Origin of the sequence: Blastococcus haudaquaticus, assembly GCF_900230285.1 — a bacterium.
GTDB lineage: Bacteria > Actinomycetota > Actinomycetes > Mycobacteriales > Geodermatophilaceae > Blastococcus_B > Blastococcus_B haudaquaticus.
Window position 1 is genome coordinate 905,518 of sequence record NZ_OCNK01000003.1, and the last position, 26,135, is coordinate 931,652.

At 73.4% G+C, this 26,135-nt stretch carries 25 protein-coding genes; 17 read left to right on the top strand and 8 right to left on the bottom strand.

Annotated elements, in window-relative coordinates; translation table 11 throughout:
- Positions 1 to 55: 55 nt before the first annotated feature.
- Positions 56 to 1,792, bottom strand: coding sequence for a class I adenylate-forming enzyme family protein (locus CRP30_RS15870; RefSeq protein ID WP_097184862.1), 1,737 nt, complete (start codon positions 1,790 to 1,792; stop codon positions 56 to 58).
- A gap of 104 nt (positions 1,793 to 1,896) precedes the next feature.
- Here CRP30_RS15870 and CRP30_RS15875 point away from each other — a divergent pair, with 104 nt between their 5' ends.
- Positions 1,897 to 2,748, top strand: coding sequence for a patatin-like phospholipase family protein (locus tag CRP30_RS15875; RefSeq protein ID WP_097184863.1), 852 nt, complete (start codon positions 1,897 to 1,899; stop codon positions 2,746 to 2,748).
- Positions 2,749 to 2,843: 95 nt separating this feature from the next.
- On the opposite strand, the gene CRP30_RS15880 is transcribed toward CRP30_RS15875, so the two are convergent.
- Positions 2,844 to 3,479: a hypothetical protein gene (locus CRP30_RS15880; RefSeq protein WP_097184864.1), complete on the bottom strand. Its 636-nt coding sequence runs from the start codon at positions 3,477 to 3,479 to the stop codon at positions 2,844 to 2,846.
- A gap of 192 nt (positions 3,480 to 3,671) precedes the next feature.
- Here CRP30_RS15880 and CRP30_RS15885 point away from each other — a divergent pair, with 192 nt between their 5' ends.
- Both CRP30_RS15885 and CRP30_RS15890 read left to right on the top strand, forming a co-directional pair.
- A complete protein-coding gene (locus CRP30_RS15885) occupies positions 3,672 to 4,862 on the top strand; it encodes a sensor histidine kinase (protein WP_097184865.1) in 1,191 nt (396 codons plus the stop codon).
- Positions 4,859 to 5,521, top strand: coding sequence for a response regulator (locus tag CRP30_RS15890; protein WP_097185036.1), 663 nt, complete (start codon positions 4,859 to 4,861; stop codon positions 5,519 to 5,521). Before CRP30_RS15885 ends, CRP30_RS15890 begins: the two co-directional genes overlap by 4 nt.
- Here the strand turns inward: CRP30_RS15890 and CRP30_RS15895 are convergent.
- Both CRP30_RS15895 and CRP30_RS15900 read right to left on the bottom strand, forming a co-directional pair.
- Positions 5,518 to 7,089, bottom strand: coding sequence for a long-chain-fatty-acid--CoA ligase (locus CRP30_RS15895; protein ID WP_097184866.1), 1,572 nt, complete (start codon positions 7,087 to 7,089; stop codon positions 5,518 to 5,520). The genes CRP30_RS15890 and CRP30_RS15895 overlap by 4 nt on opposite strands.
- Positions 7,090 to 7,153: 64 nt before the next feature.
- A complete protein-coding gene (locus CRP30_RS15900; RefSeq protein WP_097184867.1) occupies positions 7,154 to 7,807 on the bottom strand; it encodes a TetR/AcrR family transcriptional regulator in 654 nt (217 codons plus the stop codon).
- 108 nt (positions 7,808 to 7,915) lie between these two features.
- Here CRP30_RS15900 and CRP30_RS15905 point away from each other — a divergent pair, with 108 nt between their 5' ends.
- From CRP30_RS15905 to CRP30_RS15940, 8 genes are read left to right on the top strand one after another with little or no spacing between them, the layout of a single operon-like run.
- Positions 7,916 to 9,151 (top strand): acyl-CoA dehydrogenase family protein, encoded by a 1,236-nt coding sequence (locus tag CRP30_RS15905; RefSeq protein ID WP_097184868.1) that lies wholly within the window; start codon positions 7,916 to 7,918, stop codon positions 9,149 to 9,151.
- Positions 9,148 to 10,140, top strand: a complete 993-nt coding sequence (locus CRP30_RS15910; RefSeq protein ID WP_097184869.1) for an acyl-CoA dehydrogenase family protein — start codon at positions 9,148 to 9,150, stop codon at positions 10,138 to 10,140. Before CRP30_RS15905 ends, CRP30_RS15910 begins: the two co-directional genes overlap by 4 nt.
- Positions 10,137 to 11,045 (top strand): enoyl-CoA hydratase-related protein, encoded by a 909-nt coding sequence (locus CRP30_RS15915; RefSeq protein WP_097184870.1) that lies wholly within the window; start codon positions 10,137 to 10,139, stop codon positions 11,043 to 11,045. Before CRP30_RS15910 ends, CRP30_RS15915 begins: the two co-directional genes overlap by 4 nt.
- A gap of 53 nt (positions 11,046 to 11,098) precedes the next feature.
- Complete coding sequence (locus CRP30_RS15920; RefSeq protein WP_097184871.1) at positions 11,099 to 12,511, top strand: amidase family protein; 1,413 nt, start codon at positions 11,099 to 11,101, stop codon at positions 12,509 to 12,511.
- Positions 12,463 to 13,125 (top strand): TetR/AcrR family transcriptional regulator, encoded by a 663-nt coding sequence (locus tag CRP30_RS15925; protein ID WP_097184872.1) that lies wholly within the window; start codon positions 12,463 to 12,465, stop codon positions 13,123 to 13,125. The genes CRP30_RS15920 and CRP30_RS15925 overlap by 49 nt, the downstream gene beginning before the upstream one ends.
- Positions 13,126 to 13,179: 54 nt before the next feature.
- Positions 13,180 to 13,704 (top strand): 2Fe-2S iron-sulfur cluster-binding protein, encoded by a 525-nt coding sequence (locus CRP30_RS15930; protein WP_097184873.1) that lies wholly within the window; start codon positions 13,180 to 13,182, stop codon positions 13,702 to 13,704.
- Entirely contained in the window at positions 13,701 to 14,720 is a 1,020-nt protein-coding gene (locus CRP30_RS15935; protein ID WP_097184874.1) for an FAD binding domain-containing protein, read from the top strand. Before CRP30_RS15930 ends, CRP30_RS15935 begins: the two co-directional genes overlap by 4 nt.
- A complete protein-coding gene (locus CRP30_RS15940; RefSeq protein ID WP_097184875.1) occupies positions 14,717 to 16,825 on the top strand; it encodes a xanthine dehydrogenase family protein molybdopterin-binding subunit in 2,109 nt (702 codons plus the stop codon). Before CRP30_RS15935 ends, CRP30_RS15940 begins: the two co-directional genes overlap by 4 nt.
- A 17-nt stretch (positions 16,826 to 16,842) precedes the next feature.
- Here CRP30_RS15940 and CRP30_RS15945 read toward each other — a convergent pair whose 3' ends face one another.
- Complete coding sequence (locus tag CRP30_RS15945; RefSeq protein WP_097184876.1) at positions 16,843 to 17,382, bottom strand: MarR family winged helix-turn-helix transcriptional regulator; 540 nt, start codon at positions 17,380 to 17,382, stop codon at positions 16,843 to 16,845.
- Positions 17,383 to 17,470: 88 nt separating this feature from the next.
- Here CRP30_RS15945 and CRP30_RS15950 point away from each other — a divergent pair, with 88 nt between their 5' ends.
- The 6 genes from CRP30_RS15950 (at position 17,471) to CRP30_RS23095 (ending at position 22,221) form a co-directional block, all read left to right on the top strand.
- Complete coding sequence (locus CRP30_RS15950) at positions 17,471 to 18,034, top strand: YceI family protein (RefSeq protein WP_097184877.1); 564 nt, start codon at positions 17,471 to 17,473, stop codon at positions 18,032 to 18,034.
- Between the two features lie 157 nt (positions 18,035 to 18,191).
- Positions 18,192 to 18,539 carry a hypothetical protein gene (locus CRP30_RS15955; protein WP_097184878.1) on the top strand — a complete coding sequence of 116 codons (348 nt, stop codon included), beginning with the start codon at positions 18,192 to 18,194 and terminating at the stop codon, positions 18,537 to 18,539.
- Positions 18,540 to 18,639: 100 nt separating this feature from the next.
- The gene (typA, locus tag CRP30_RS15960; protein WP_097184879.1) at positions 18,640 to 20,532 is read left to right on the top strand and encodes a translational GTPase TypA; all 1,893 of its coding nucleotides are present in this window, start codon (positions 18,640 to 18,642) and stop codon (positions 20,530 to 20,532) included.
- A gap of 230 nt (positions 20,533 to 20,762) precedes the next feature.
- On the top strand, positions 20,763 to 21,254 hold the full coding sequence (locus CRP30_RS15965; RefSeq protein WP_097184880.1) for a DUF5994 family protein: 492 nt from the start codon (positions 20,763 to 20,765) through the stop codon (positions 21,252 to 21,254).
- 74 nt (positions 21,255 to 21,328) lie between these two features.
- Complete coding sequence (locus CRP30_RS23090; protein ID WP_235003452.1) at positions 21,329 to 21,955, top strand: NAD-dependent epimerase/dehydratase family protein; 627 nt, start codon at positions 21,329 to 21,331, stop codon at positions 21,953 to 21,955.
- On the top strand, positions 21,952 to 22,221 hold the full coding sequence (locus tag CRP30_RS23095; protein WP_235003453.1) for a Rossmann-fold NAD(P)-binding domain-containing protein: 270 nt from the start codon (positions 21,952 to 21,954) through the stop codon (positions 22,219 to 22,221). The genes CRP30_RS23090 and CRP30_RS23095 overlap by 4 nt, the downstream gene beginning before the upstream one ends.
- Positions 22,222 to 22,474: 253 nt before the next feature.
- Here CRP30_RS23095 and CRP30_RS15975 read toward each other — a convergent pair whose 3' ends face one another.
- The 3 genes from CRP30_RS15975 to CRP30_RS15985 all read right to left on the bottom strand — a co-directional run bounded on the left by CRP30_RS15975 (position 22,475) and on the right by CRP30_RS15985 (position 26,129).
- A complete protein-coding gene (locus CRP30_RS15975; protein WP_097184881.1) occupies positions 22,475 to 23,467 on the bottom strand; it encodes a sulfite exporter TauE/SafE family protein in 993 nt (330 codons plus the stop codon).
- 242 nt (positions 23,468 to 23,709) lie between these two features.
- Positions 23,710 to 25,122: an MFS transporter gene (locus tag CRP30_RS15980; RefSeq protein WP_235003454.1), complete on the bottom strand. Its 1,413-nt coding sequence runs from the start codon at positions 25,120 to 25,122 to the stop codon at positions 23,710 to 23,712.
- A 5-nt stretch (positions 25,123 to 25,127) separates the two neighbouring features.
- Positions 25,128 to 26,129 carry an inorganic phosphate transporter gene (locus tag CRP30_RS15985; RefSeq protein ID WP_097184882.1) on the bottom strand — a complete coding sequence of 334 codons (1,002 nt, stop codon included), beginning with the start codon at positions 26,127 to 26,129 and terminating at the stop codon, positions 25,128 to 25,130.
- Positions 26,130 to 26,135 lie beyond the last annotated feature (6 nt).

Below are 26,135 nucleotides of genomic sequence, written 5' to 3' on the forward strand. Positions count from 1 at the left end.
CCGTTCGGGTCATCCGATCCGGACGGGTGCGACGGCGCGCGTCAGCGGCCGCGGTTCAGGAGGAGACCTTCTCCCGCTCCTTGGCGGCCAGTTCGCGCTTGAGCACCTTGCCCGCGGCCGAGACCGGGATGGCGTCGATGAACACGACGTCGCGGAGCCGCTTGTACGGCGTCACCTTGTCGTTCACCGCGGTCATGACCGACTCGGCGGTCAGTGCGCTGCCGGCGTCGTCGCCCTTGCGGACGACGTAGGCGACCGGCAGTTCTCCGGCCTCCTCGTCCGGACGGCCGACCACGGCGGCCCCGGCCACCCCGGGCACGGCGAAGAGGATCTCCTCCAGCTCGCGCGGGAACACGTTGTAGCCCTTGTAGAGCAGCATGTCCTTGGTGCGGTCGACGATCGACAGGTAGCCGTCCTCGTCCAGGATCCCGACGTCGCCGGAGTGGAACCAGCCGTCGGAGTCGATGGACTCCGCCGTCGCCTCCGGGCGGTGGGCGTAGCCACGCATGACCTGCGGGCCGCGGATGCACACCTCTCCGCGCTCGCCGGCCGGCAGCGGGTCGCCGCCGCCGAGCGGGCGGATGCTGATCTCGGTGTCGAAGATCGGAACGCCCACGGTGCCGGGCTTGCGGGTGCCCGAACGGAACGAGGGTGCGCCGGTGGCCTGCATGGTGACCTCGGTGAGGCCGTAGCCCTCGCCGATGGTCGCGTTCGGCAGAAGGCCGGCCATCTTGTCGATCAGCGACTTCGGCAGCGGAGCCGCCCCGCTGCTCACCCCGCGGACGGAGGACAGGTCGGCGTCGGCGAACCCCGGCACCTGCAGCAGCGCCACGAAGATCGGCGGTGCGCCCCCGATGGCCGTGACCTGGTACTTCACCATGTCCTCGACGTACTTGACCGGGTCGAAGCGCATGTGGATCACGGTGGTCGTGCCCGCCATGACCATGCCGCTCAGGTAGCCGATGGCCCCCATGGCGTGGAACCACGGCGTGAGGTTGATGATCCGGGCCTCGCCGAGGCGGGTGGAGATCTCCTCCTCGCCGAGCACCTGCCGGAGCGTCACGTTCCCGTCCTCGTCCAGCTCCGGGAGGGATCCCGACGTCCAGCAGGCCGACTGCAGCACGTTGGTCACGATGTTCCGGTGCGGCAGCTCGACCCCCTTGCTCACGCCGGTCGTGCCGCCGGTGTACGCGAGGTGGGCGAGGTCGTTCGCGATGTCGACGTCGGCGTCGAGGTGCCGGTCGGTGGGGTCGCCCGCCAGCAGGTCGGCGAGGTCGATGTCGCCGTCCGCCAGGTCGAGGCGGGCGGCGAAGTCGGCGATGTGCGTCTCGCCCGTGACGACGACGGTCTGCACCGGGGTCTGCGCCAGCGCGCCGCGGACGAACGGCAGCACCTGGTCCCAGGTGACCAGCAGCTTCGCGCCGGCGTCGGTGAGCTGGGCAGCCAGGTCGGCCGCCGGGAGCAGCGGGTTGGTGGGGGAGAACGTCGCCCCGGACAGCATGATCCCGTAGTACAGGGGCGGGTACTGGCGGCAGTTCGGGATGTGCACGGCAACGACGTCACCGCGCCCGATCCCGTGGTCGGCCAGCCACCCGGCCACCGCGTGGGCGCGACGGCCCATCTCCGCGAACGTCAGCTCGACGTCGCGGTCGATGAACGCGGTCCTGTCGCCCCACCGCCGGACGGCGGCGCGCAGGATCGACCCGACCGGCACCTCCGGGTAGTCCAGCGAGCGCGGGAGTCCCGGCGGCCAGCTGGAGGTGGTGGTCGACTCCGACTGCGTGGCGGTCATGCATGTCCCTTCGTTGATGGGTCTCTCCTCGTTGAGCGTCGGCACCCAGCGTGGCCCAGCTCACACGCCCTGTCGAGATCCGGCCGGTCTGTGACTATGTCCCGATGAGCGACCAGCGCACGGCACTCGTCCTCGGCGGTGGCGGCATCACCGGCATCGCGTGGGAGATCGGCGTCCTCGCCGGCCTGGCCGAGGCCGGCACCGACCTCAGCGGCGCCGACCTGGTCGTCGGCACCTCGGCCGGCTCGGTCGTCGGCGCGCAGGTGGCCTGCGGCGTCGGCCTCGAGGAGATGTACGAGCGCCAGCTCGCGCCCGCGACGGGGGAGACGGTGGCTCGGCTCAACCGCGCGACCCTCGCCCAGTTCGGCTGGGCGATGCTGCGCAGCCGCGGCCGGGACGTGGACTTCCGCCGCCGCATCGGCGCGCTGGCGCTGGCGGCGGAGAAAGCCGGGCTCACCCCGTCGGAGCAGGAACGCCTCGACGTGATCGGTGCCCGGCTCGGCGGCAAGGAGTGGCCCGAGCGGGATCTCCGGATCACCGCTGTCGACGCGGAGACCGGCGAGTTCACGCCCTTCGACAAGAACTCCGGCGTCCCCCTGCTGCACGCGGTGGCCGCGAGCTGCGCCGTCCCCGGCGTCTATCCGCCGGTGACCATCGACGGGCGGCGCTACGTCGACGGCGGCATGCGCTCGGCGGCCAACGCCGACCTCGCCCAGGGCTACGACCGGCTCGTCGTCCTCGCGCCGATCCCGCGCGGCTTCGGGCCGATGGCCAGCGTCGACGCCCAGGTCTCGGGCATGGTGTCGCGGGTCGCGGTGGTCTCCCCGGATTCGGACAGCCGGACGGCGATCGGCCGCAACGTCCTCGACCCGGCCGCCCGGGCGCCGTCGGCCCGGGCCGGTCGCGCCCAGGCGGCGACGGTCGCCACCCGCATCGCCGACGTCTGGAACGGCTGACCCGTCGATCGATCACGACGTCGGCGGGGCGACGCTCCGACCTGAGCGGGGACGTCTCCACCGCGACGTCACGATCGCGGGGCAGCGGCCGGGTGTCAGCCGCGACGCCAGAGCCAGACGCCCACGCCGGCGAACCAGAAGGCCATCAGATAGGTCACCGCCCACCCGACCGGCGGCAGCAGCAGACCGAGCGCGCACACGGCGCTGACCACGACCAGCGCCCGCGAGGCCGCAGCCGTCCGCGCGGCCAGTGCGACGGCGATCAGGAATCCGGCGCCGACCCAGGCCGCCATGGGGTGAGCCGTGTTCATGAGCACCAGTGCCGCTTCGGTCGCGTTCGCGCTGACGCCGCCGTCGAACACGTACGTGCCGACGCCGACCGCGGCGCCCGGTGCGGCGAAGGTCGCGGCCAGCAGCAGGACGTGCACCGCACCCAGGAGCGGGAGCAACCGGACGGCCGCGCTGTCGCCGCCCCGCCGGAGCCGAACCGCCAGCCCGCCCGTCACTGCGATGGCCAGCAGCGCGTAGCCGCCGACCAGGACGGCGGCGAGCTGGGCATGGGACGACTCCAGCGCGGCGGCCGCCTCGGCCGGCGTGTCCGACCCGCCCATCGAGTCGCCGGAGAGGACGGTCGCGGCGGCGAAGCAGGCGAGGGCGCCGACTCCGGCCAGGGCGCTCAGGGGCGAGTGGGTACGTGAGGTGACGGAGCCCTCGACGGTTGCGGTGGTCATGGCAGATCCCTTCTCGATCGGCGCGCGGGCCGCCCGGCGCGGGGACCACGCTGCTCGGCGCCGGTCGCTGGTCCGTATGTCCGAGGAGCCATTCGGAGGTGGTCTTCGGCTGCCTGGAGGAACCGAGCGGCAGACCCGGCATCGGTCGTGCGGGGGACCCCGGTTGCCGCTCCCGCGTCCTACGCTCCCGCCATGTCGGGTCCGGGTTCGCGGTGGCGGGCGCTTCCGCTGTGGGCGCGTGACGGGCTCCTGGCGCTGGCACTCACCGTCGCGGGCCAGGTCGAGTTGGTGCTCCTCGGCGACGAGGTCGCCGGGTCGCGGCCCCTCCAGCACGTCGCGTTCGCGGTGATGACCGGCAGCCTGCTGCTTCGTCGACTGCGACCCGTGGCCGCGGCCGGAACGGTGGCAGCGGGGCTTGCGTTCCAGACGCTGCTCGGGGACGCACCCGCGGTCGCCGGTTTCGCCGCCCTGCTGATCGCCACGTACTCGGTCGCGCAGTACGCCGAACGGCGGATCGACGCCCTGCTGGGGCTGCTCGCGATCCTGACGGCGATCGAGGTCTACCCGTTCGTGGTCGACGACGTGAGCATCGGGGACGAGATCGGGAACGTGGCCATCCCGATCATCGTGTGGGTCTTCGCGCGGCTCGCCCGCGAGCGCCTCGACCGGGCGGTGCAGGCGGAGCGCGACGCGCTGGCGGCCCACGACCAGCTCCGCGAGGAGGAGCTGGCCCGCACCGCTGCGCTGGCCGCCGAGCGCCGGCGGATCGCCCGGGACATGCACGACGTCGTCGGGCACGGCGTGACGCTGATGCTGCTGCATGCCGACGCTGCGCAGGCCAGCCTCCGCGGTCGGGAGCCGGCTGCGGTACAGGCGCTGGACGTCGTCCTCACCGCGGGTCGGACGGCGCTGGTGGACCTGCAGCGGATGCTGCGGGTGCTCCGGGACGACGCGACCGGCGAACCGGGGGACGCCCAGCCCGGCACGCTCGCGGCCGTCGAGGGGTTGGTCGACGCGGCCGCGTCGGCCGGGCGGGACGTCCTGCTCTCGGTGGACGGCCAGGTGCGACCGCTTCCGGCGGCCGTCGAGGCGACCGCGTACCGCGTGGTGCAGGAGTCGGTCACGAACGCGCTCAAGCACGCGCCCGCTGCCCGGATCCGCGTTCGGCTCAGCTACACGGAGCGGGCGCTACAGGTGGACGTGGCCGACGACGGGCGGGTGGAACCGGGCGGGCCGAAGGGGGCCGGCTTCGGGCTGGTCGGCATCCGCGAACGCGTCGCTCTCTTCGACGGCCGGGTGAGCGCCGGACCGCGGGAGGACGGTCCGGGGTGGCGGGTGCGGGCGCAGTTGCCGGTCCCCTCGCCCGAGGCGGCGTCGGTGTGACCGTACGGGTCCTGCTGGCCGACGACGAGGCGCTCGTGCGGGCAGGCCTGCGCATGATCCTCGAGGCAGAGGCCGACCTGGAGGTGGTCGGTGAGGCATCGGACGGCGTCGACGCCCTGCGCATGTGCCGCGACCTGCACCCCGACGTGGCGCTCCTGGACATCAGGATGCCCGGACTGGACGGCATCCAGGCCGCGCGCCGGATCACGAGGGAGCCGGAGAACCGCACGGCCGTGGTCATGCTCACCACGTTCGACGCCGACGAGCACGTGGTCGAGGCGCTGCGGGCAGGGGCGTCCGGCTTCCTGCTCAAGTCGATGCCGCGCGACCAGCTCGTCACCGCCGTCCGGGCCGCCGTGAGTGGCGACTCGCTGCTGGCGCCGACCCTGCTGCGCCGCCTCCTCGACGACTTCGTCAGCCGCGCCCGGACACCGCTCACCACCGCCCCGGGAGTCGATCAGCTCACCCCGCGGGAGGAGGAGGTGCTCCGCCTGGTCGCCCGTGGCCTGTCCAACGCCGAGATCGCCGCAGCCCTCGTGCTCGGCGAGGGCACGGTGAAGACCCACGTCGCCCGCGTGCTCGCGAAGCTGGGTGTCCGCGACCGCGTGCAGGCGGTGGTGGTGGCGTACGAGTCGGGCCTGGTGCGCCCAGGTGGCTAGACGACCGGCTCGGCCACCAGTGAGCCGGCCGAGTGCTCCTGGCGCAGCGCCGTCTTGAGCACCTTGCCGCTGGGGTTGCGGGGCAGGGCCCCGACGACCGAGTACTCGCGCGGGTTCTTGTAGCGCGCCAGCTTCTCGCGGCAGTACGCCGCGAGCTCCTCCGGCGTGGGCGGGTCGGCCGCGTCGCGGGGCACGACGACGGCCAGCGGCGCCTCGCCGTACCGGGTGTCGGGGATGCCGATCAGCGCCACCTCGAGGACCTTGGGGTGCGCCGACAGGACGTTCTCCACCTCGGCGCAGTAGATGTTCTCCCCGCCGGAGATGATCATGTCCTTCTTGCGGTCGACGACGTAGAAGTAGCCGTCCTCGTCCTGGCGGACCAGGTCGCCGGAGTGGAACCAGCCGCCGGCGAACGCCTCGGCCGTCTCCGCGGGTTTGTTCCAGTACTCCTTCATGACCATTGGGCTGCGGTAGACGATCTCGCCCACCTCGCCCGGCGCGACGTCGGCCATCGCGTCGTCGACCACCCGCACCTCGACGTTGAGGATCGGGGTGCCGACCGAGCCGATCTTCCGCACGGAGTCCTCGCCGCGCAGCAGGCAGGTCACCGGGCTGCACTCGGTCTGCCCGAACGCGGTGACCACCTCCGCCTGCGGGAACGCGTCGATCAGCGCCCGCAGCAGCGTGGTGGACGCGGGCGCCGCTCCCCAGGACACGCGGCGCAGGTGCGAGAGGTCGCGGGCGCCCAGGTCGGGGACGGCGAGGACGGCGGCCCACATCGCGGGCACCAGGAAGATGCTGGAGACCCGCTCGCGCTCCATCAGGTCGAGTGTCTCGGCGGGATCGAAGGCGCCCGACCGCAGGATCACGTTGGTGCCGCCGAGCAGCAGCGGCGGCAGGCCGCCGGCGAGGCCGGCGATGTGGAACAGCGGCGCTCCCGGCACGCCGACCCGGTCGTCGGGGTCCCAGCCCAGCGTGGTGATCTGGCTGAACGCGTGCATCAGCAGGTTCCGGTGCGTGAGCACCGCACCCTTGGGGCGGCCGGTGGTCCCGGAGGTGTACATGATGAAGGCCGGCTCGTCCTCGTCGACGACGACGTCGAGCGGCTCGGTGCCCGCCGCGGCGAGGGCCTCCTCGTAGTCGTCCCCGATCACGAGCACCGTGGTGAGCGACGGCGCCTGCTCGCGCGCCTTCGCGGCTACCTCGGCCAGCGGGGCGTCGACGACGAGGGCCACGGCGCCGGAGTCGGTCAGCACGTAGGCGACCTCGTCGGCCACGAGCCGGAAGTTGACCGGGACGACGACCGCGCCGAGCCGCACGCCCGCGAGGTAGGTCTCCCACGCCTCCATGCCGTTGAGCGCCAGCACGGCGATCCGGTCGCCCGTCGCGACCCCGCGCTGCCGCAGCGCCCGGGCGAGCCGGGTGACCCGTTCGTCGAGCTCGGCGTAGCTGCGCCCGCCGCCGTCGAACCGGAGCGCCGGCGCGGCGGGCGTCGTGCGGCTCCAGCGGGCGAGCTGATCGCTCATGGTCATGCCGCGGCCCTGCAGGACGGGGATCCGGTCGGTCATCGGGACTCCTCGACGTCCAGCAGGTTGTGACCTGCGTCATGCTGTCGGGGGGAGCGGCGGACGGTCAACCCTGACTGTCGAGGTCGAGCATCCGGGCGGCGAGCCGCTTCCACAGGGCCAGGTGCGGGTCGGTGGTCGCGGGCCGGTCGTCGAAGGCGTAGACGAGCGCGACGCCCCGCATGCTCGTGAACAGCAGCTCGGTCAGGTCCGGGTAGAGCGGGGCGCGGGCGATCTCCGCACCCCAGATCCCGTCGGCCACCGCCGCGATCGCGGCCCGCAGCCGCCGCTCCTCGCCGCGCAGCGCACCGCGCAGGGCGGGGTCGGTACGGGCCGCGGTCCAGAGCTCCATGGCCGCCCAGAACGGCGGCTCCTGGAACGTCGTCCACATCAGGTCGATGGCCCGGTCGACGCGCTCGCGCCCGGTCGGCCCGTCGTCCATGAGTGCGGCGGCCCGGTCCCGCACCTCCTCGAGCCGCGTCGTCGCCACGTGCTCGGCCGCGGCGACGAGCAGTTCGGCCCGGGAGGGGAAGTGGTGCAGCAGCCGGCCGCGCGACACCCCGGCCCGCGCCTGGACGGCCAGCGTGGAGGCGCCGGCGTACCCCTCCTCGACCAGGCAGGCGACCGCGGCGTCGAGGATGAGCAGCCGGCTGTCGGCGGTCCGCTCCGACCGGGAGCGCGGCCCGGCGACGACGCCGCTGTCGAGGGGCTCGGCGGTCATCCGGCGAAGCGTAGGCCGAAGGCCCGGTCAGCAACAGTCACCGTTGACCGTTCCGGGTGACGGCTGTCACGCTGCGGCCGACCCGCTCATCGAGGAGAGGCGCCGCCCGTGGACTTCGACGACAGCCCCGACGAGGCCGCCTACCGAGCGCGGGTGCGCGAGCTGCTGGAGCGGCACTCGGGCGAACTGCTGCGGCTCTCGCCCGGGCAGGAGAACGTCGACGCCCGCACGCACGAGGCGGAGATGCGCCGGACCCAGCGCGTGCTGGCCGACGCCGGGCTGGTCGGCGTCCCCTGGCCGAAGGAGTTCGGCGGGCAGGGCGGCACGCTCGTGCAGCAGTCGATCGTCTCGCAGGAGCTGGCCCGGGCCCGCGTGCCGGTGCTGATCAACCACATCGGCATCGGGATGTGCGGGCCGACGGTCATCGGGCACGGCAGCCAGGACCAGCGCGACCGCTACCTCGCCCGCCTGCTGCGCGCCGACGACGTCTGGTGTCAGCTGTTCAGCGAGCCGGCGTCCGGATCCGACCTCGCGGCCCTGCGCACCACGGCGGTCCGCGACGGCGACGACTGGGTGGTGAACGGCCAGAAGGTCTGGACGACGCTGGCGCACGTCTCCGACTACGGGATCCTGCTGACCCGGACCGACCCGGAGCGCCCGAAGCACGCCGGTCTCACCATGTTCGTCGTCGACATGCACGCGCCGGGCGTCACCGTGCGGCCGCTGCGCCAGATGGGCGGGCAGTCGGACTTCAACGAGGTCTTCTTCCACGACGTCCGCATCCCCGACAGCGAGCGGCTGGGCGAGCCGGGGGAGGGCTGGCGGGTGGCCCTGACCACCCTGATGAACGAGCGGGTGGCCATCGGCGGTGCCGGGGGCGCCATCGGACCGACCGTGGAGACGCTCGCGCAGCACGCGCGGGACCGCCTGCCCGCCCTCGACCCCGAGCGGCAGGTGCTCGCCCGCCAGGCGGTGGGCCGGGCCGTCGTCGCGGCCCTGGGCGCCCGGTACACCGGCTACCGGCGGCTGACCGTGCTGAGCCAGGGCGGGATCCCCGGACCCGAGGCCAGCGCCGGGAAGCTCGCGGGCACCGAGGCGGCCCGCCTGGTCGCCGACGCCGGGGTCCGGCTCCTCGGTGACGACGCCCTCTACGCCGCCACGGCCGACGGCGACGACCAGTGGCAGCGCACGCAGGCCTACGTCCCGGGCATCGCCATCGCCGGCGGGACCGACCAGGTGCTGCGCAACATCCTCGGCGAACGGGTGCTGGGCCTGCCCCCCGAGCCGCGCAACGACAAGACCGCGGCCTTCTCGGCGAGTCGCTCCGACGGAGGTGCCCGGTGAACTTCGACCTGGACGACGACCAGCGGGACATCGCCGCCGGTGCCCGCGACTTCTTCCGCGGCTCCGCGTCGCCGGCCGCGGCCCGCGCCGGGCTGGAGGGCGGCCGGCTGGAACCGGGACGCAAGGCGCTGGCCGACATCGGCTTCACCGGGATCACCGTGCCGGAGGAGTCGGGCGGGTCGGGTCGGCCGCTGCTCGACCTGGCGGTGGTGGCCGAACAGGGCGGCGCGGTCCTCGCCGCGCCGTCGCTGGTGACCGCGGCCCGGGCGTCGGTCCTGCTCGCCGGGGAACCGCACCTCGCCGCTCAGCTGGCCGACGGATCGACGGCGTTCGCCGTGCTCGACGGCAGCCCGGACGGCTCGGCGCCGTCGATCGACGCCGCGGACGCCTCCGCCTTCCTGGCGCTGGACGGCGACGACCTCGTGCTGGGGGAAGGTGAGGTCGTCCCCGGCAGGCCGCTGGACGCCACCCGCGGGCTCGCCTCGGTGCGGCTGACCTCGCGCCGGGTGCTGGCGACCGGCGCCGCCGACCTGTGGGCGCGGGCCCGGCAGGTGGGCGCGGTCGTCCTGGCGGCCGAGGACCTCGGAGCTGCCGAGCGCTGCGTGCAGCTCGGGGTGGCCTACGCGCAGGAACGCGAGGCGTTCGGCCGGCGGATCGGCTCGTACCAGGCGGTCAAGCACATGCTCGTCGACGCCTGGGTCGGTGTGGAGCAACTGCGCTCGCTGGTCTGGTGGTCCGCCTGGGCCGCCGACTCCGCGCCCGCCGAGCTGCCCCTGGCCTCGTCGGCGGCCAAGGCGTGCGCGGCGGGTGCCTTCGAGCAGGCCGCCGCGACGCTGATCCAGGTGCACGGCGGGATCGGGTTCACCTGGGAGCACGACGCCCACCTGTTCTGGCGCCGCGCCAAGGTGGACCGGCTGCTGCTGGGCGACGAGGCCGAGCACCTCGACGTCGTCGCCCGGCTGGCGGTGTCCGGAGCGTTCGCCGCGTGACTCCGACGGACCTCACCGAACTCCGGTACGACGTCGCCGACGGGATCGCGACCGTCACGTTGCACCGGCCGGAGCGGCTGAACGCCTTCACGCTGACGATGGCCGACGAGCTCGCGCGCGTGGCCGCTGCGGCGGACGCCGACGACGACGTGCGCGTCGTGGTGGTCACGGGCGCGGGGCGGGCGTTCTGCGCGGGAGCCGATCTCGGCGGCGGGCCCGGGACCTTCGGCGACCGGCGGTCTCGGGCCCGTCCGCCGGGCCCCCTCAGCCAGGACATCGGCGGCTTCCCGCGCGACGCGGGCGGAGTGGCCGCGCTGCCGTTCGCCGCCCTGCGCAAACCGGTGATCGCCGCCGTCAACGGACCCGCCGTCGGCATCGGGGCGACGCTCACCCTGCCCATGGACATCCGCATCGCCGCCGAGTCGGCCCGCTTCGGGTTCGTCTTCGGCCGGGTCGGCATCGTCCCGGAGGCGGCGTCGTCGTGGTTCCTGCCGCGCGTGGTGGGGATCAGCCAGGCGATGGAGTGGGTCGCCACCGGCCGGGTCTTCGACGCCGGGGAGGCGCTGCGCGGCCGGCTGGTCTCCCGGGTGGTCCCCGACGCCGACCTGCTGCCGACCGCCTACGCGCTCGCCCGCGAGATCGTGGCCAACGCCAGCGGCGTCGCGGTGGCCGCCGCCCGGCAGCTGCTCTGGTCGATGCTCGGTGCGCCGTCGCCCTGGGACGCCCACCGGGCGGAGTCGCGCGCCCTGGTCGAGCTGGGCGACGGGCCGGACCCGGGCGAGGGGGTGGCCGCCTTCCTGGAGAAGCGGTTCCCGTCGTTCACCGCGCGCCTGGCTGACGGTGCCGTCGCGGGAGTGCCGCGGTGGCCCGATCCCCCGGACGATGTCGCGGCGGGGCCGGCGTGACGCCGGAGGCCTACCCCTTGCGCAATAGCGAATAGTCCATTCACTATTGCGGGGTGCTGATCCCCTTCGACGACTACGCGCGGTGCGACGCGGTGGAGCTCGCCCGTCTGGTCCGCACGGGGGCCGTCTCCGCCGCGGACCTGGCCGAGACCGCCCGAGCCCTCATGGACCGCCGGTCCGCCCTCAACGCGGTGGCCGATCTCGCCGGCCCGCCCGACGACGTCCCGCCAGGAGGCGGCCCGCTCGCCGGCGTGCCCTTCGCCGTCAAGGAGCTGCTCGCCTGGCCCGGCCTGCCGTGGACGTTCGGTTCCCGCCTGATGGCCGCCAACCCGGCACCCGGCTTCTCGCCCTACGCCGCCCGGATCCGGGACGCCGGTCTGAACGTGCTCTGCTCGACGGTCAGCTCGGAGTTCGGACTGCTCGGGAGCACCGAGACCGCACTGCGCGGCACCACCCTCAACCCGTGGCGCGAGGGGCTCTCCGCCGGGGGGTCCTCGGGCGGGTCGGCCGCCCTCGTCGCCGCCGGGATCGTCCCCATGGCACACGGCAGCGACGGGGGCGGCTCCCTGCGCGTGCCCGCGGCCATGAACGGGCTCTTCGGTTTCAAGCCGTCCAACGGGCGCTGCGTGCCCACCGGTCCGGCGGCGGCGGGGCTCGCGGCCCTCGTGGTCGAGGGGTCCATGAGCCGCACGGTGCGCGACACCGCGCACTTCCTCGCGGCCACCGAGCGCACCGACGCCGGGGCGCCGTACCCGCCGGTCGGCCTGGTCGCCGGCCCCGACCCGGTGCGCCTGCGCGTCGGCGTCCTGATGGACACGCTCATGGGCCGCGCGCCCGACGAGGACGTGCGCCGGGAGGTGGACCGCGCGGCCCGCCTGTGCGAGTCGCTCGGCCACCACGTGGAGGCCGCCGACCCGCCCGACATCGACGCCGCGGCGTTCAGCCGGGGATTCTTCACCGCGGCCGCGATGACGATGACGGACGTCGCCCGGATGGTGACGCCGATGCTGGGGCGCCCACCCGGACCGGACGAGCTCGAGCCCTTCACGCTGGAACTCATCGACTGGGCCGCCACGCTGCCCCCCGGCGCACCGGCGGAGCTGGAGCTCACGCTGGCCGACGTGGCGCGCCGCTACCTGGTCCTGTTCGAGCGGTACGACGTCGTCCTGAGCCCGACGCTCGCCTCCGTGGGCTGGCCGCTGGGACACCTCGCGCCGGACGTGGGCCGGGAGACGCTGATCCGGCGCACCGAGGAGGCCGTCGGCTACACCCCGCCGCACAACGTGGCCGGGTGCCCGGCGATGTCGGTGCCGCTCGGCTGGTCCGACGGCCTGCCCGTCGGGGTGCACGTCGCGGCGGCGCCGGGCGCCGACGGGCTGCTGCTGGCGTTGGCGTCCGAGCTGGAGGAGGCCGCCCCGTGGTCCGGTACCGCGCCCGACCCGACCTGGCTCGAGCGGCCGTCCTGATGGCGCAGGTGCTCAAGCCCGAGATGCGTGCGCGGATCGAGCGCGCCGCACTGCGTTGCTTCGCCGACCGCGGGTTCGCCGGCACCTCCATGGCGGAGATCGCGGCCGCTGCCGGGACCGCCCCCGCGAACGTGTACCGCTACGTCGCGTCCAAGGAGGAGCTGCTGGCAGCGGTCGTCCCGGCCGACCTGCCCGCCCGGCACGACCGGCTCCTGGACGCGCGGGTCGCCGCGCTCGCCGGACAAGCTGCCGACCAGGGAGCCGCCGACGAGTTGCTGGAGTTCTGGTCGGCCCAGCCCTTGGCGGTCGTCGTCCTCCTCGATCGTGCCGAGGGCACGCCGTTCGAGGGCTATCCCGCCGCCTTCGTCCGCCGGTTGGTCGCGCACGTCGAGCGCTCCCTGGACGACCCGCCGTCCCCGCTGCAGCGGGAGATGCTCGACCTCGTCTTCGACAACACCCGCCGCGCGATCGCCCGCATCCTGCGGACCGCGACGGAGCGCGACCACGTGCGCGAGCTGGTCGTGGCCTTCTGGAGCTACCAGCTGCCCGGCCTCGACGGGTTGCTCGCCCACCTGCGGGACCGAGCGGAGGGCCGCCCGCCCGCGCAGCTCTGATCGGGGGCTCGCTGCACCGTTTGTCCACACCCGGTGCCGGGGCAGGACGGCCGCGTGGACAGCCAGATCACCCTGCGGGTGGACGGGGCGGCGCATCCGCTGGCCGTCGACACCCGGACGACGCTCCTCGACGCGCTCCGGGAGCGGTTGCGCATCACCAGCCCGAAGAAGGGCTGCGACCACGGTCAGTGCGGGGCGTGCACGGTGCTGCTCGACGGCCGGCGCGTGAACAGCTGCCTCGTGCTGGCCGTCACCGTCGGGGACGCGGAGGTCACGACCTCCGACGGCCTCGCGGTCGACGACGTACCGCACGCCCTCCACCGCTCGTTCGTCGAGCACGACGCGTTCCAGTGCGGCTACTGCACCCCGGGGCAGGTCTGCTCGGCGGCGGGGATCCTCGCCGAGGCCCGGGCCGGCTGGCCGAGCGCCGTCACCCCGGACGTCGCCGCCGACACCGTCGAGCTCACCGACGACGAGATCCGCGAACGGATGAGCGGCAACCTCTGCCGCTGCGCCGCCTACGCGAACATCGTCCCCGCCGTCGCGGACGTCGCCCGCGCCGAGGGCGTGCGGCGATGAGGGAGTTCCGCTACGAGCGGGCCGCCGATCCCGCCGCCGCCGTCGCCCTGCTCGCCGCCGCCCCGGACGGCGCGTTCCTGGGCGGCGGCACGAACCTGGTCGACCTGATGAAGCTGGGCGTCGCGACGCCCGACGTGCTGGTCGACGTCCGCGAGCTCACCTCCCGCGAGGTCGCCGACCTGCCCGACGGAGGGCTGCGCATCGGCGCGGGCGTGCCGAACGCCGACCTCGCGGCCGACCGGCGGGTCCGGGAGCGGTTCCCGGTCCTCGCTCAGGCGCTGCTGGCGGGCGCGTCCGGGCAGCTCCGCAACCGGGCCACCACCGGCGGCAACCTGCTGCAGCGCACCCGCTGCGGGTACTTCACCGACGTCACGAAGCCGTGCAACAAGCGGTCGCCGGGCAGCGGGTGCGGCGCGCTCGAGGGCGTGCACCGCAACCACGCGATCCTCGGCCAGACGATCGCCGGCAGCGACGACCCGGCGACCTGCGTGACCACCCACCCGTCGGACATGGCGGTCGCGATGGTGGCGCTCGACGCCGTCGTCCGGGTGCTCGGTCCTGACGGGGAGCGCGAGATCCCGATCGCCGAGCTGCACCGCCTCCCGGGCAGCGACCCCTCCCGCGACACCACCCTGCGGCACGGGGAGCTGGTCACCGCGATCGACGTCCCGGCGCTCGGCATGCCGTCGCGCTACCGGAAGGTGCGCGACCGGGCCTCCTTTGCCTTCGCCCTCGTCAGTGTGGCCGCGGCCCTCGACGTGCGGGACGGCGTGGTCCGCGACGTGCGCCTGGCGCTCGGGGGAGTGGCGCACAAGCCGTGGCGCGCCTCGGCCGCGGAGTACGTGCTGCGCGGCATGCCGGCGACCGAGGCGTCCTTCGCCGCGGCCGTGGAGTCCGAGCTCGAGGCGGCCACGCCGCTGCGGGACAACGCGTTCAAGGTGCCGATGGCCCGCAACGTGGTCGTCCGGACGCTGCTCGACCTGGCGGGGCGCGACACGGAACGGGAGCTCGCATGACCACGATGGACCGTCTCGTCGGCGCCGGCGTCGACCGCATCGACGGGCCGGCGAAGGTCCGGGGCACCGCGCCGTACGCGTACGAGCAGGACCCGGGCGAGCCCATCGCCCACCTCGCGGTCGTGCAGAGCACCGTCAACCGCGGCCGGATCAGCCGGCTCGACCCGTCGCGGGCCGAGGCCCTGCCCGGCGTCCTGGCCGTGCTCACCCCGGCGAACGCGCCGCGGCTCGGGAAGGGCCTGGCGTCCGACCTCCCGGTGCTCCAGTCCCTCGACGTGCACTACCAGGGTCAGGTCGTGGCCGCCGTGGTCGCCGAGACGTCCGAGATCGCGAAGGCGGCGGTGGGCGCCATCGCCGTCGGCTACGACGCGGAGCCCCCGGACGTGGCCCTGAGCCCGGACCGGGAGGACCTGTACGCGCCGGAGAAGCTGATGGCCGGCTTCGCCACCGACTCGATCATCGGGGACGTCGACGGCGCCCTGGCGGCCGCCGTGGTGAGCATCGACGCGACGTACGAGACGCCCACCCAGCACCACAACCCGATCGAGATGCACACGTCGATGGCGCGGTGGGACGGCGACTCGCTGACCCTCTGGGACGCCGACCAGGGGCCGCACAACATCGTCAACGACCTGGTCACCGGCTTCGGGCTCGACGCCGGGCAGGTGCGGGTGATCTCGCCGTACGTGGGCGGTGCGTTCGGCTCGAAGGCGTTCACCCACCCCAACCAGATGCTCGCCGCGATGGCGGCCCGCGTGGTCGGCCGCACCGTCGTCTACGAGCTGACCCGCCAGCAGATGTTCTCCCTCGTCGGTCACCGGACGCCCACCATCCAGCGGCTGCGGCTGGGCGCCGATCCCGAGGGCCGGCTGACCGCGATCAGCCACGAGGTGGTCGAGCACACCGCGCGGATCGCGGAGTTCGCCGAGCAGACGGCAACGCCCACCCGGGTCCTCTACGCGGCGCCGCACCGCCGTACGACGCACCGGCTGGCCCGCCTGGACGTCCCGCCGCCGACGATCATGCGGGCGCCGGGGGAGACGCCGGGGATGTTCGCGCTGGAGTCGGCGATGGACGAGCTCGCCGTCGTCCTGGGCCTGGACCCGGTGGAGCTGCGCATCCGCAACGAACCCGAGCGGGATCCGGAGCGGGACCTGCCGTGGTCGACCCGCAATCTCGTCGAGTGCCTGCGCACCGGCGCGGAGCGGTTCGGCTGGGCTGGCCGCGACCTGCGTCCCGGCGTCCGCACGGAGGGCCGCTGGCTGGTCGGCACCGGTGTCGCGTCGGCCACCTACCCGACCCGGCGCCGGAAGGCGCAGTGCCGCATCTCCGTCGACGGGGCCGGCCGATATGTCGTCGAGATCGACGGCTCCGACATCGGGACCGGCGCCTGGACGGCGCTGACCCAGATCGCGGCGGACGCGCTGGGCACCGACATGGCGTCGGTCGAGCTGCGGATCGGCGACAGCCGGCTGCCGTTCGCCGGCGGCGCCGGCGGCTCGACCGGGCTGGCCTCCTGGGGGACGGCGATCGTCTTCACCGCCCGCGACCTGCGGAAGCAGCTGGACGAGCAGCACGGCGGGCAGCCGCCCGCCGGGGGGCTCAGCGTCGACGGCGAGCTCCCCGGGGAGTCACCGCACGCGAAGACGCACTCGATGCACGCCTACGGAGCCCACTTCGTCGAGGTGCGGGTCGACCGTGACAGCGGCGAGGTGCGGGTGCCGCGGGCGACGAGCGTGTACGACGCCGGGACGATCGTGAACGCCAAGACGGCCCGCTCCCAGCTGCTCGGCGGTTTCAGCATGGGCGTCTCGATGGCCCTGCACGAGGGCTCGGTCACCGACGAGCGGTACGGCCACTACGTCAACCACGACCTGGCCGAGTACCACGTCGCGACCAACGCCGACATCGGCGAGATCGACATCAGCTGGCTCGACGTCGACGATCAGCTGGCCAACCCGATCGGGCTCAAGGGCATCGGCGAGATCGGCATCACCGGGGCCGCTGCCGCCGTCGCCAACGCCTACTGGCACGCGACCCGGCTGCGTATCCGTGACCTGCCGATCACGCCCGACAAGTACTTCCGGGAGCTCGGTGAGAGCTGAGCGGACCCAGGACCGGCCTAGGACGGGGCCTGGTGCAGCGCCTTGATCGTGGTGGGGTCGAGGTGGCGCAGCAGGGTCTCGCCGAGGTCCCGCATGTTCTCGACCTGCTCCGGGGTGAGCTGGTCGAAGAGGTGGGTGCGCACCCCCTCGACGTGCACGGGGGCGGCGGCCTCCAGCGCGGCGAAGCCCTCGTCGGTGAGGACGGCGAGCTGGCCGCGACCGTCCTCGGCGCAGACCTGCCGGCGGACCCACCCGCGCTCCTCGAGGCGGGACACCGCGTGGGAGAGGCGGCTGCGGGAGGACAGGCACTTGTCGGCCAGCTCGCTCATGCGCATCATCCGGCCCTCGGTCTCCGAGAGCGCCACGAGGATCTCGTAGTACGCGTGGGAGATGCCGGTCTCGTGGGTGAGCTCCCGGTCCAGCCGGTCCTGCAGGAGCTGCGCGCTGTAGAGCCAGGCCCGCCAGGCGCGCTGCTCGTGGGCGTCGAGCCAGCGCGGCTCCCCGGGGGGCGGGGTCTCCGGTGCACCGGGTGATGCGGACGACACGTACGCGGTCATGTGCTCAGCGTACTAGCCGAATAGTCAAGCCTTCAACTACGCTAGGGTCGAGCAGAAGGTCAAACGCTCAACATCTTGGAGGATCGCAATGACCAGCTCCACCACCACCCAGATCCCCGGCTACGTCGTCGGCACCTGGGACATCGACGCCAGCCACTCGACGGTCGGCTTCTCCGTCCGTCACATGATGGTCAGCAAGGTCCGTGGTTACTTCCGCGAGTTCGCCGGTGAGATCGTCACCGCCGCTGACCCGGCCCAGTCCACCGTCACCGCCACGGTGAACATGGACTCGATCGACACCCGTCAGGAGCAGCGTGACGCGCACATCCGCTCCGCCGACTTCTTCGACGTGGGCAACCACACCGAGATGACCTTCCGCTCCACCTCGGTCAGCACCGACGGCGCCGACTGGACGGTGGCGGGCGACCTGACCATCAAGGGCATCACCAAGCCGGTCACCCTGGAGCTCGAGCTCAACGGCTTCGGCCCGGACGCGTACGGCGGCACGCGCGCCGGCTTTTCCGCCAAGACCGAGATCTCCCGCAAGGCCTACGGCGTCGACATCGACATGCCGATGGACGGCGGCGGCGTGGTCGTCGGCGACAAGATCAGCGTCGAGCTCGAGATCGAGGCCGTGCTCCGCACCGCCTGATCACCAGCACCACCCAGAGGGGCCCCGGGCGCACTGCGCTCGGGGCCCCTTCGCGTCGAGTGGGCAGTTGTGTTCGCTCCCGCCGGCGTGTGCGCGCGTGTCGACGACCACAACTGCTCAGTCGGCACCGAGCAGGTCGACTGGGAGACTCGGCGACATGTCGACCAGCACCCTCGTCCGCACCCGCTTCCCGTCCGCCGTCCTCGTGGCCGTGGGCCTGGCCGCCGGGTTCGGCATCGCGCAGGGCACCGGCATCCGGGCGCTCGGCGGTGCGGTCTTCGCCGTGGCCGGCCTCGCCGCCGGGGCGCTGTGGCAGCACCGACGCGGGACGGCGACCGCCGTGGCGCTGGCCGCCCTGTACGTCGGGGCCTTCGTCCTGGCCCACGTGCTGGCCATCGGCGTGGGGCTGCCGGCCTGGCTGGCGGTGAGTCTGGTCACCCTCGCCGCCGCAGGAGTGACGTTCGCGGTGGCCGACGGCGCACGACGGCAGGACCACGCCGCCTGAGCGACTACCATGGGAAGGTCGCCGGGCCGGCGGCCGTTACACGAGGCGACAGGCGCACCAGAGCGCCGGATCCCCATGACTTTCTGAGGTGCTTCTTCGCATGCCCACCCGTGACGACCTGCGCAACGTGGCGATCATCGCCCACGTCGACCACGGCAAGACCACCCTGGTCGACGCCCTCCTCCGCCAGGCCGGCGCCCTCGGGCGCGCCAAGGGCGAGGGGACGGACAACGACTCCACGCAGGACCGCGTGATGGACTCGATGGACCTCGAGCGCGAGCGCGGCATCACCATCCTCGCCAAGAACACCGCGATCCACCTGGCCGACGAGAACGGCAACCCCGTCGTCGTCAACATCGTCGACACCCCCGGTCACGCCGACTTCGGTGGCGAGGTCGAGCGCGGCCTGTCGATGGTCGACGGCGTCGTCCTCCTCGTCGACTCCTCCGAGGGCCCGCTGCCGCAGACCCGCTTCGTGCTGCGCAAGGCGCTGGGCAAGGGCCTGCCGGTCATCCTCGTGGTCAACAAGACCGACCGCCAGGACGCCCGCATCGGCGAGGTGGTCGACGAGACCTACGAGCTGTTCATGGAACTGCTCGAGGACTCCGGCATGGACGTCGACAACCTCGACTTCCCCATCGTCTACAGCAACGGCAAGACCGGCCAGGCCTCGCTCACGCGCCCGGAGAACGGCACGTCGCCGGACAGCCCCGACCTGGGCCCCCTGGTGAAGACGCTGCTCGACACCATCCCGGCACCGGTCTACGACGCCGAGGAGCCGCTGCGCGCGCAGGTCACCAACCTCGACGCCTCTCCCTACCTCGGCCGCCTCGCCCTGCTGCGCATCCACTCCGGCACGATGAAGAACGGCCAGCAGGTCGCCTGGTGCAAGGTCGACGGCACGATCAAGAACGTCAAGATCACCGAGCTGCTCGTCACCGAGGGCCTCACCCGCACCCCGGCCGACAGCGCCGGCCCCGGTGAGCTCGTCGCCATCGCCGGCATCGAGGACATCATGATCGGCGACACCCTCGCCGACCCGAACGACCCGCGCCCCCTGCCGCCGCTCACCGTCGACGAGCCGTCGATCTCGATCACGATCGGCATCAACACCGCGCCGCTGGCCGGGAAGTCGGGCAAGAAGCTCACCGCCCGGCTGATCAAGAACCGCCTCGACCAGGAGCTGGTCGGCAACGTGTCGGTGCGCATGCTGCCCACCGACCGGCCCGACACCTGGGAGATGCAGGGCCGTGGCGAGCTCGCGCTCGCGATCCTCGTCGAGCAACTGCGCCGCGAGGAGTTCGAGCTGACCGTGGGCCGGCCTACCGTCGTCACCAAGGAGGTCGACGGCAAGCTGCACGAGCCGGTCGAGCGCGTGACGATCGACGTCCCCGGCGAGTACGTCGGCACGCTGACCCAGGCGCTGGCCACCCGTCGCGCGCGCCTGGAGAACCTGGTGCACCACGACACCGGCTGGGCCCGCATGGAGTACATCGTCCCGTCGCGCGGCCTGATCGGGTTCCGCACCGAGTTCCTCACCGAGACGCGCGGCACCGGCGTCCTGAACCACAACCTCGAGGGCTACGAGCCGTGGCTGGGCGACATGCGCGCCCGCCCGACCGGCTCCCTGGTCGCGGACCGCCAGGGCGTCGCGACGACGTACTCGATGTTCTCGCTGCAGGAGCGGGGCCAGATGATGGTCCAGCCGGGCACCGAGGTGTACGAGGGCATGATCGTCGGTGAGAACTCCCGTCCGGACGACATGGACGTGAACATCACCAAGGAGAAGAAGCTCACCAACATGCGCAAGTCCACCTCCGAGGAGCTGGAGCGGCTCATCCCGCCGCGGATCCTGAACCTGGAGCAGGCGCTGGAGTTCTGCGCCGAGGACGAGTGCGTCGAGGTCACGCCGGCCACGGTGCGCATCCGCAAGGTCGTCCTGGACCAGACCGAGCGCGGCAAGGCCAAGAACCGGAAGCCCAAGCCGGTCTGAACAGCCGCCACGGCGCGATGAGAAGGGCCCCTCCGGTCACCGGAGGGGCCCTTCTTCGTTCACGGCGGGGCGAGCTGGTGGCCGCCCGAGCACAGGTGGTGACGACGGGCCGAGGGGCGGCGGCGCGCCCGTTCCCGCCTGGGGCGGACACGCCCTGACCTCGACGTACGTTGCCGATGGGTCCGTGTGCGGCGGATCCAGGGCGAGCGACGAGAGGCGGCCGAGCGCTGATGACGACGATCACCCGAACGGCTCCGGAGAACGGCTTCCGGGGCGGGATCGACGTCCGGGTGAGTCTTCGGGACGGGGCCGGTGACGGGACCTCTGCCTTCGACGGCGGCTGGTTCCCCCGGAGCCGAGACCTGGCGGTCGAGCTCCCGGAGCTGATCGCCGAGCTCGACCGGCGCGGCGTCCGGGTCGAGCGGTTCACCTACGCGCTGGAGGCGTGGGCGCCGGTGGCCCGCAAGATCGTCGTCCAGGGGCGGGTGGTGCGCACCGGCGGCTTCCGCAGCATGGACCGCGGCGTCGTCTGTCTGACCTGGGACGGCGGCACCCGCCGCGCCGACCTGCTGGTCGTGCCGCCGGAGACCGACGTGCTCACCGGCGCCCGCGCGCTGCGGTTGTCGACGCGGCGCGGGCTGCCCCGGTCCCCGCAGATGGTGCTGGCCGCGGCCCGGTCGACGCCGCTCCCGCAGGTCCCGGAGTACCGCCGGGCCGTGTAGGGGCCGGTCCACCCAGCTTGCGCCGAGCGCGAACCTGCTGGACGGCGGGGGAGCGGCTCGGCTGGAGTGGAGCCATGCGACTCCTCGTCCTCGGTGGCACCCGGTTTCTCGGCATCCACGTCGCCGCCGCTGCGCAGGCGCGCGGGCACGAGGTCGCCACGCTCACCCGGGGCGTCTCCGGCGAGCCACCGGAGGGCGTGCGCGCCCTGCACGGTGACCGCGACGACCCCGACGCCCTCCCGAGGGCGCTCGACGGCTGGGCGCCCGAGATCGTCGTCGACACCTCCTGCCGGACGAGGTCCGCGGCCGGGAACGCGGCCGCCGCCCTGGCGGGTGTCTCCGGGTACGCCTTCGTCAGCAGCCTGAACGCTTATCGGGCGTGGCCGCCCGGCCCGGTCGGGCCGGAGGCGGGTGCCGCCACCTGGGACACCGAGGACGACGACTACGGGCCCGTCAAGGCGTTCGCCGAGCGCGAGATCGGTGCGGCCGTGGGGACCGGCTTCCTCACCGCGCGGGCAGGGCTGATCATCGGTCCCTACGACTACGTCCACCGGCTGGGCTGGTGGCTGGAGCGCATAGCGCAGGGGGCCGGGTGGTCGTCCCCGCGGAGGGGCTCGACCAGCCGATGGGCATGGTGGACGCCCGCGACCTGGCGGGCTGGCTGGTCGACATGGCCGAGCGCGGGGTGTCCGGAGCGGTGAACAGCACCGGCCCGAACGGGATGACCACGCTGGCCGGCCTCCTCGAGATCTGCCGGGAGGTCACCGGCGGCGACGCGGAGTGGGTGCCGGTGCAGGAGGCGGAGCTGGTCGCCGCCGGGGTGGAGCCGTGGATCCACCTGCCGCTGTGGCTGCCCGCCGAGACGGCGCGCACGGCGTGGGACGTCGACACCACCCGGGCACGGGAGCTCGGCCTGCCCAGCCGGCCGCTGCGCGACTCGGTCGCCGACACCTGGGCCTGGCAGTAGACCGACGACCGGCCGTACCAGTCGGCGCTCGGCCTGCCGCGTCCCGGACTGCCGCCGGAGCTGGAGACCCGCCTCCTGGCCGGCCACTGACGTCGACCGCGCGCCGGTCCACCGATCCTCGCGGTCGACCGCGTGGTCGGGTGCCGTCCGGCGAGGTCGACCCGAGCCGGGACGGCGAAGGCCCCGTCCGGCAGCTGCCGGACGGGGCCCTCGGCCTCGGCCTCCTGCGAGCGGTGGGGGGCAGGAGGTGTTGTCAGTCGCGCGGGGCGCTCGGACGTCCGGCCGAGACCTGCTCCTCGGCGGAGAGGTCCTGGACGACGTTCTGCTCCGCCTCCGCCGTGCGGGCCGCCTCGGCGGCGATCGCGTCGGCGGACTCCAGCGCCCGGTCCTTGCGGTACTCGAGGAAGGACCACACGACCGCGGCGGCCCAGGTCACGGTGATGACCGCGTAGATCGCGTAGCGCGCGCCGTCAGGTGCGTCGACCCAGTCGCTCGTCAGCAGCGTGCGGCTGTTGGTCAGGACGATCATCCCGCCCACCAGTGACCCGAGCAGTCGCGGCGGGATGTGCCGGACCAGCCAGGCGGCGATCGGGGCTGCGATGAGCCCGCCCACGAGCAGCACCGCGACCCACGAGAAGTTGACGCCCTGCGAGCCGAGCGCGAACAGGAAGCCGAGGCTGGCGGCCACGGCGACGAGGAACTCCGACGTGTCGATCGAGCCGATCACCTTGCGCGGTTCCATCCGGCCGCTGGCCAGCAGGGCGGGAGTACCGACCGGACCCCACCCGCCACCACCGGTGGCGTCGACGAAGCCGGCGACCAGGCCCAGCGGCCCGAGGAAGCGCTTGCGGACCGGCTTGCCGAGATTGCGCCGGTCGATGCCGCGGAGGGTGAACCGGACGAGGATGTAGGCGCCCAGCGACACCAGGATCAGCGACATCACCGGGGCGGCGACCGCGGTCGAGAGGCTGGACAGGAAGGTCGCGCCCGCGAAGGCGCCGACGGCGCCGGGCAGACCGACCTTGGCGACGACCTTCCAGTCGACGTTGCCGAACTTCCAGTGCGAGAGACCCGACGCGAGCGTCGTCCCGATCTCCGCGAGATGGATGGTCGCCGAGGCGGCCGCCGGGTTGGTGCCGATGGCGAGGAGCAGGGTGGTCGACGTGACGCCGTAGGCCATGCCCAGGCTGCCGTCCACCAGCTGCGCACCGAGGCCCACGAGGGCCAGCAGGACGAGGGTCTTCACGGGGGGTGACTCCGAGTCTCAGGGAACCGCGGGCGCGCGCACAGGCGCGGCGCAGCGGGATCGAACGAGGGGGAAGGGGACGTCGCCGTCAGGGGCGGGAGTCAGCAGCCCGGACAGGTGGCGGTGCAGACGCGCAGCAGGTCGACGTGGATCCGCCCCACGAGGAGCACCGCCGTCGCCGCCACGGCGATATGTCTACCAGATCGATCGGGATATGCAACGAGGGGTCCCAGGCTGCGGGATCAGGCGCGCAGCACGTCGTTCCGGATGGTGACCCATGAGATCAGCCCGCCGGCCGCGAAGAGCGCGGCGCAGAGCATCGTCGCCATGCGATAGCCGTCGGTGAACGCTGCGGGGTCGGTGTAGTCCGACCCGCCGAGCCCCACGGCCACCGGCAGCGCCGCGACGGCCAGCAGCTGGGCGGCGCGGGCCACCGCGTTGTTCACGCCGCTCGCGACCCCGGCCAGCGCGTCCGGCGCCGCCGCGAGCACCGTCGCGGTCAACGGGGCGACGGTGACGGCCATGCCGAGTCCTTGGAGCAGCGAGCCGGGCAGCACCTCGACGGCGTAGGGCAGGCTGCCGTCGACGCGGGCCAGCAGCAGCGTCCCCACGGCCACGACGAGCGGGCCGACGGTCATCGGCAACCGCGGCCCGATCCGTTGCGCCAGGGCGCCGAAGCGGGGCGCGAGCAGCGTGATGACTAGGATGGAGGGCAGCATCGCCGCCCCGGCCGCCGTGGCGTCGTAGCCGAGCACCGTCTGCAGCTGCAGCACCAGGAACAGCCCGCCGCCGCCCAGCGCGCCGTAGACGGCCAGGGTCGCGAGGTTGGCCCCGGTGAACTGCCGGTCGGCGAAGACGCCGAGAGGGAGCATCGGGTCGGCCGTCCGGCGCTCCCGGGCGACGAAGGCGAAGCCGCTCAGGACACCGAGCGCCGCGGCGGCGAGGACGTCGGAGCGGCCGGGATCCTCGCCGGCGGCGATCAGCGCGTAGGTGATGCCACCCAGCGCCGTGGCGCCCAGCGCCGCGCCCAGGTGGTCGAACCGCCCGTGGTGGCCGCCGTCCCGGCTCTCCGGCACGTGCCGGCCGGCCACGGCCACGATGACGACGGCGATCGGGACGTTGATCAGGAAGACCAGCCGCCAGCTGACCGTGTCGACGAGCACCCCGCCGAGGAACGGGCCGATCAGTCCGGCGATGCCGCCCAGCGCGGACCACAGGCCGATCGCCCGGGCGCGGTCGGCCGTCCGGAACGACGACTGGATGAGCGCCAGGCTGCCCGGGGTGAGCAGGGCGCCGCCGATGCCCTGGAAGGCGCGCGCGGCGACCAGCTGGCCGGTGCTCTGCGCCAGCCCGCACAGCAGCGAGGCCGCGGCGAACCAGACGACGCCGATGACGAACACGCGGCGCCGGCCGTACCGGTCACCCAGGGAGCCACCCAGCAGGATCAGGGACGCCAGGGTGAGGGTGTAGCCGGTGACGGTCCACTGCAGCCCCGACAGCGACGAGTCGAACTCGCGGCCGATCGCCGGCAGGGCCACCTGGACGGCGGTGGCGTCGAGGAACGCCATGCCCGAGGCCAGGACCGTGACGACGACCAGCCATCGGCCCGGTGGGGTGCCGAGTGCGAGCGGTTCCGCCACCCGCTCGCCGGCCACGCGCCTCAGCCTACGAAGAAGTCGGTGACGAAGAAGGCCACCGCCGCGACGGCTCCGGCCGCCGGCAGCGTGACGATCCAGGCCACCACGATGTTGCCGGCGACGCCCCAGCGAACGGCCGAGAGCCTGCGGGTCGACCCCACGCCCATGATCGAGGTGGTGGTGATGTGGGTGGTGGACACGGGGACGGCGAAGACCGTCGCGGTGGTGACCATGACGCTCGAGGCCACCGTCTGCGCGGCGAACCCCCCGGCGGGCGTCAGCTGGATGATCCGCCGGCCCATCGTCCGCATGATCCGGAAGCCGCCGGCGTAGGTGCCCGCACTGATCGCCCCGGCCGCGGCGAGCACGACCCAGAAGGGGACGTCGAAGCTGTCGATCTCGCCGGCGGTGAACAGCGCCAGCGTGATGATGCCCATCGTCTTCTGGGCGTCCTGCATCCCGTGGCCCAGCGCCATCGTGCCGGAGCTGAAGATCTGCGCGAACCGGAAGCCGCGGTTGGCCTTCGACACGTTCGCCCCGCGGAACGTCCACAGGATCGCCAGCATGAAGAGGTAGCCGAGGCCGAAGCCGACCAGCGGCGACACGATCATCGGGATGATGACCTTGTCCAGGACGCCCATCCACTGCACCGAGTGGGCGGCGGCCAGCGCCGCACCGACGAGGCCGCCGATCAGCGCGTGCGACGACGACGAGGGCAGCCCGTACCACCAGGTGATCAGGTTCCAGGTGATCGCACCGATGAGGGCGGCGAAGACGATGGTGAGGCCGTCGCCGCCCTCGGGCGGGTCGATGATCCCTGCCCCGACGGTCTTGGCCACGCTGGTGGAGATCAGCGCCCCGACCAGGTTCATGACCGCGGCGAGGGCCAGCGCCACGCGAGGGGTGAGCGCCTTGGTCGAGACCGCGACCGCGATCGCGTTCGCGGCGTCGTGGAACCCGTTGGTGTAGTCGAATGCCAGGGCGACCAGGACGATGACGACCAGGCCGATGAAGGCCGCGTCCATCAGCAG

Coding starts and splice junctions, on each gene's coding strand:
- CRP30_RS15870 (WP_097184862.1), bottom strand. CDS start 1,792: ATGACCGCCACGCAGTCGGAGTCGACCACCACCTCCAGCTGGCCGCCG.
- CRP30_RS15875 (WP_097184863.1), top strand. CDS start 1,897: ATGAGCGACCAGCGCACGGCACTCGTCCTCGGCGGTGGCGGCATCACC.
- CRP30_RS15880 (WP_097184864.1), bottom strand. CDS start 3,479: ATGACCACCGCAACCGTCGAGGGCTCCGTCACCTCACGTACCCACTCG.
- CRP30_RS15885 (WP_097184865.1), top strand. CDS start 3,672: ATGTCGGGTCCGGGTTCGCGGTGGCGGGCGCTTCCGCTGTGGGCGCGT.
- CRP30_RS15895 (WP_097184866.1), bottom strand. CDS start 7,089: ATGACCGACCGGATCCCCGTCCTGCAGGGCCGCGGCATGACCATGAGC.
- CRP30_RS15900 (WP_097184867.1), bottom strand. CDS start 7,807: ATGACCGCCGAGCCCCTCGACAGCGGCGTCGTCGCCGGGCCGCGCTCC.
- CRP30_RS15935 (WP_097184874.1), top strand. CDS start 13,701: ATGAGGGAGTTCCGCTACGAGCGGGCCGCCGATCCCGCCGCCGCCGTC.
- CRP30_RS15940 (WP_097184875.1), top strand. CDS start 14,717: ATGACCACGATGGACCGTCTCGTCGGCGCCGGCGTCGACCGCATCGAC.
- CRP30_RS15945 (WP_097184876.1), bottom strand. CDS start 17,382: ATGACCGCGTACGTGTCGTCCGCATCACCCGGTGCACCGGAGACCCCG.
- CRP30_RS15950 (WP_097184877.1), top strand. CDS start 17,471: ATGACCAGCTCCACCACCACCCAGATCCCCGGCTACGTCGTCGGCACC.
- CRP30_RS15955 (WP_097184878.1), top strand. CDS start 18,192: ATGTCGACCAGCACCCTCGTCCGCACCCGCTTCCCGTCCGCCGTCCTC.
- typA (WP_097184879.1), top strand. CDS start 18,640: ATGCCCACCCGTGACGACCTGCGCAACGTGGCGATCATCGCCCACGTC.
- CRP30_RS15965 (WP_097184880.1), top strand. CDS start 20,763: ATGACGACGATCACCCGAACGGCTCCGGAGAACGGCTTCCGGGGCGGG.
- CRP30_RS23090 (WP_235003452.1), top strand. CDS start 21,329: ATGCGACTCCTCGTCCTCGGTGGCACCCGGTTTCTCGGCATCCACGTC.
- CRP30_RS15985 (WP_097184882.1), bottom strand. CDS start 26,129: ATGGACGCGGCCTTCATCGGCCTGGTCGTCATCGTCCTGGTCGCCCTG.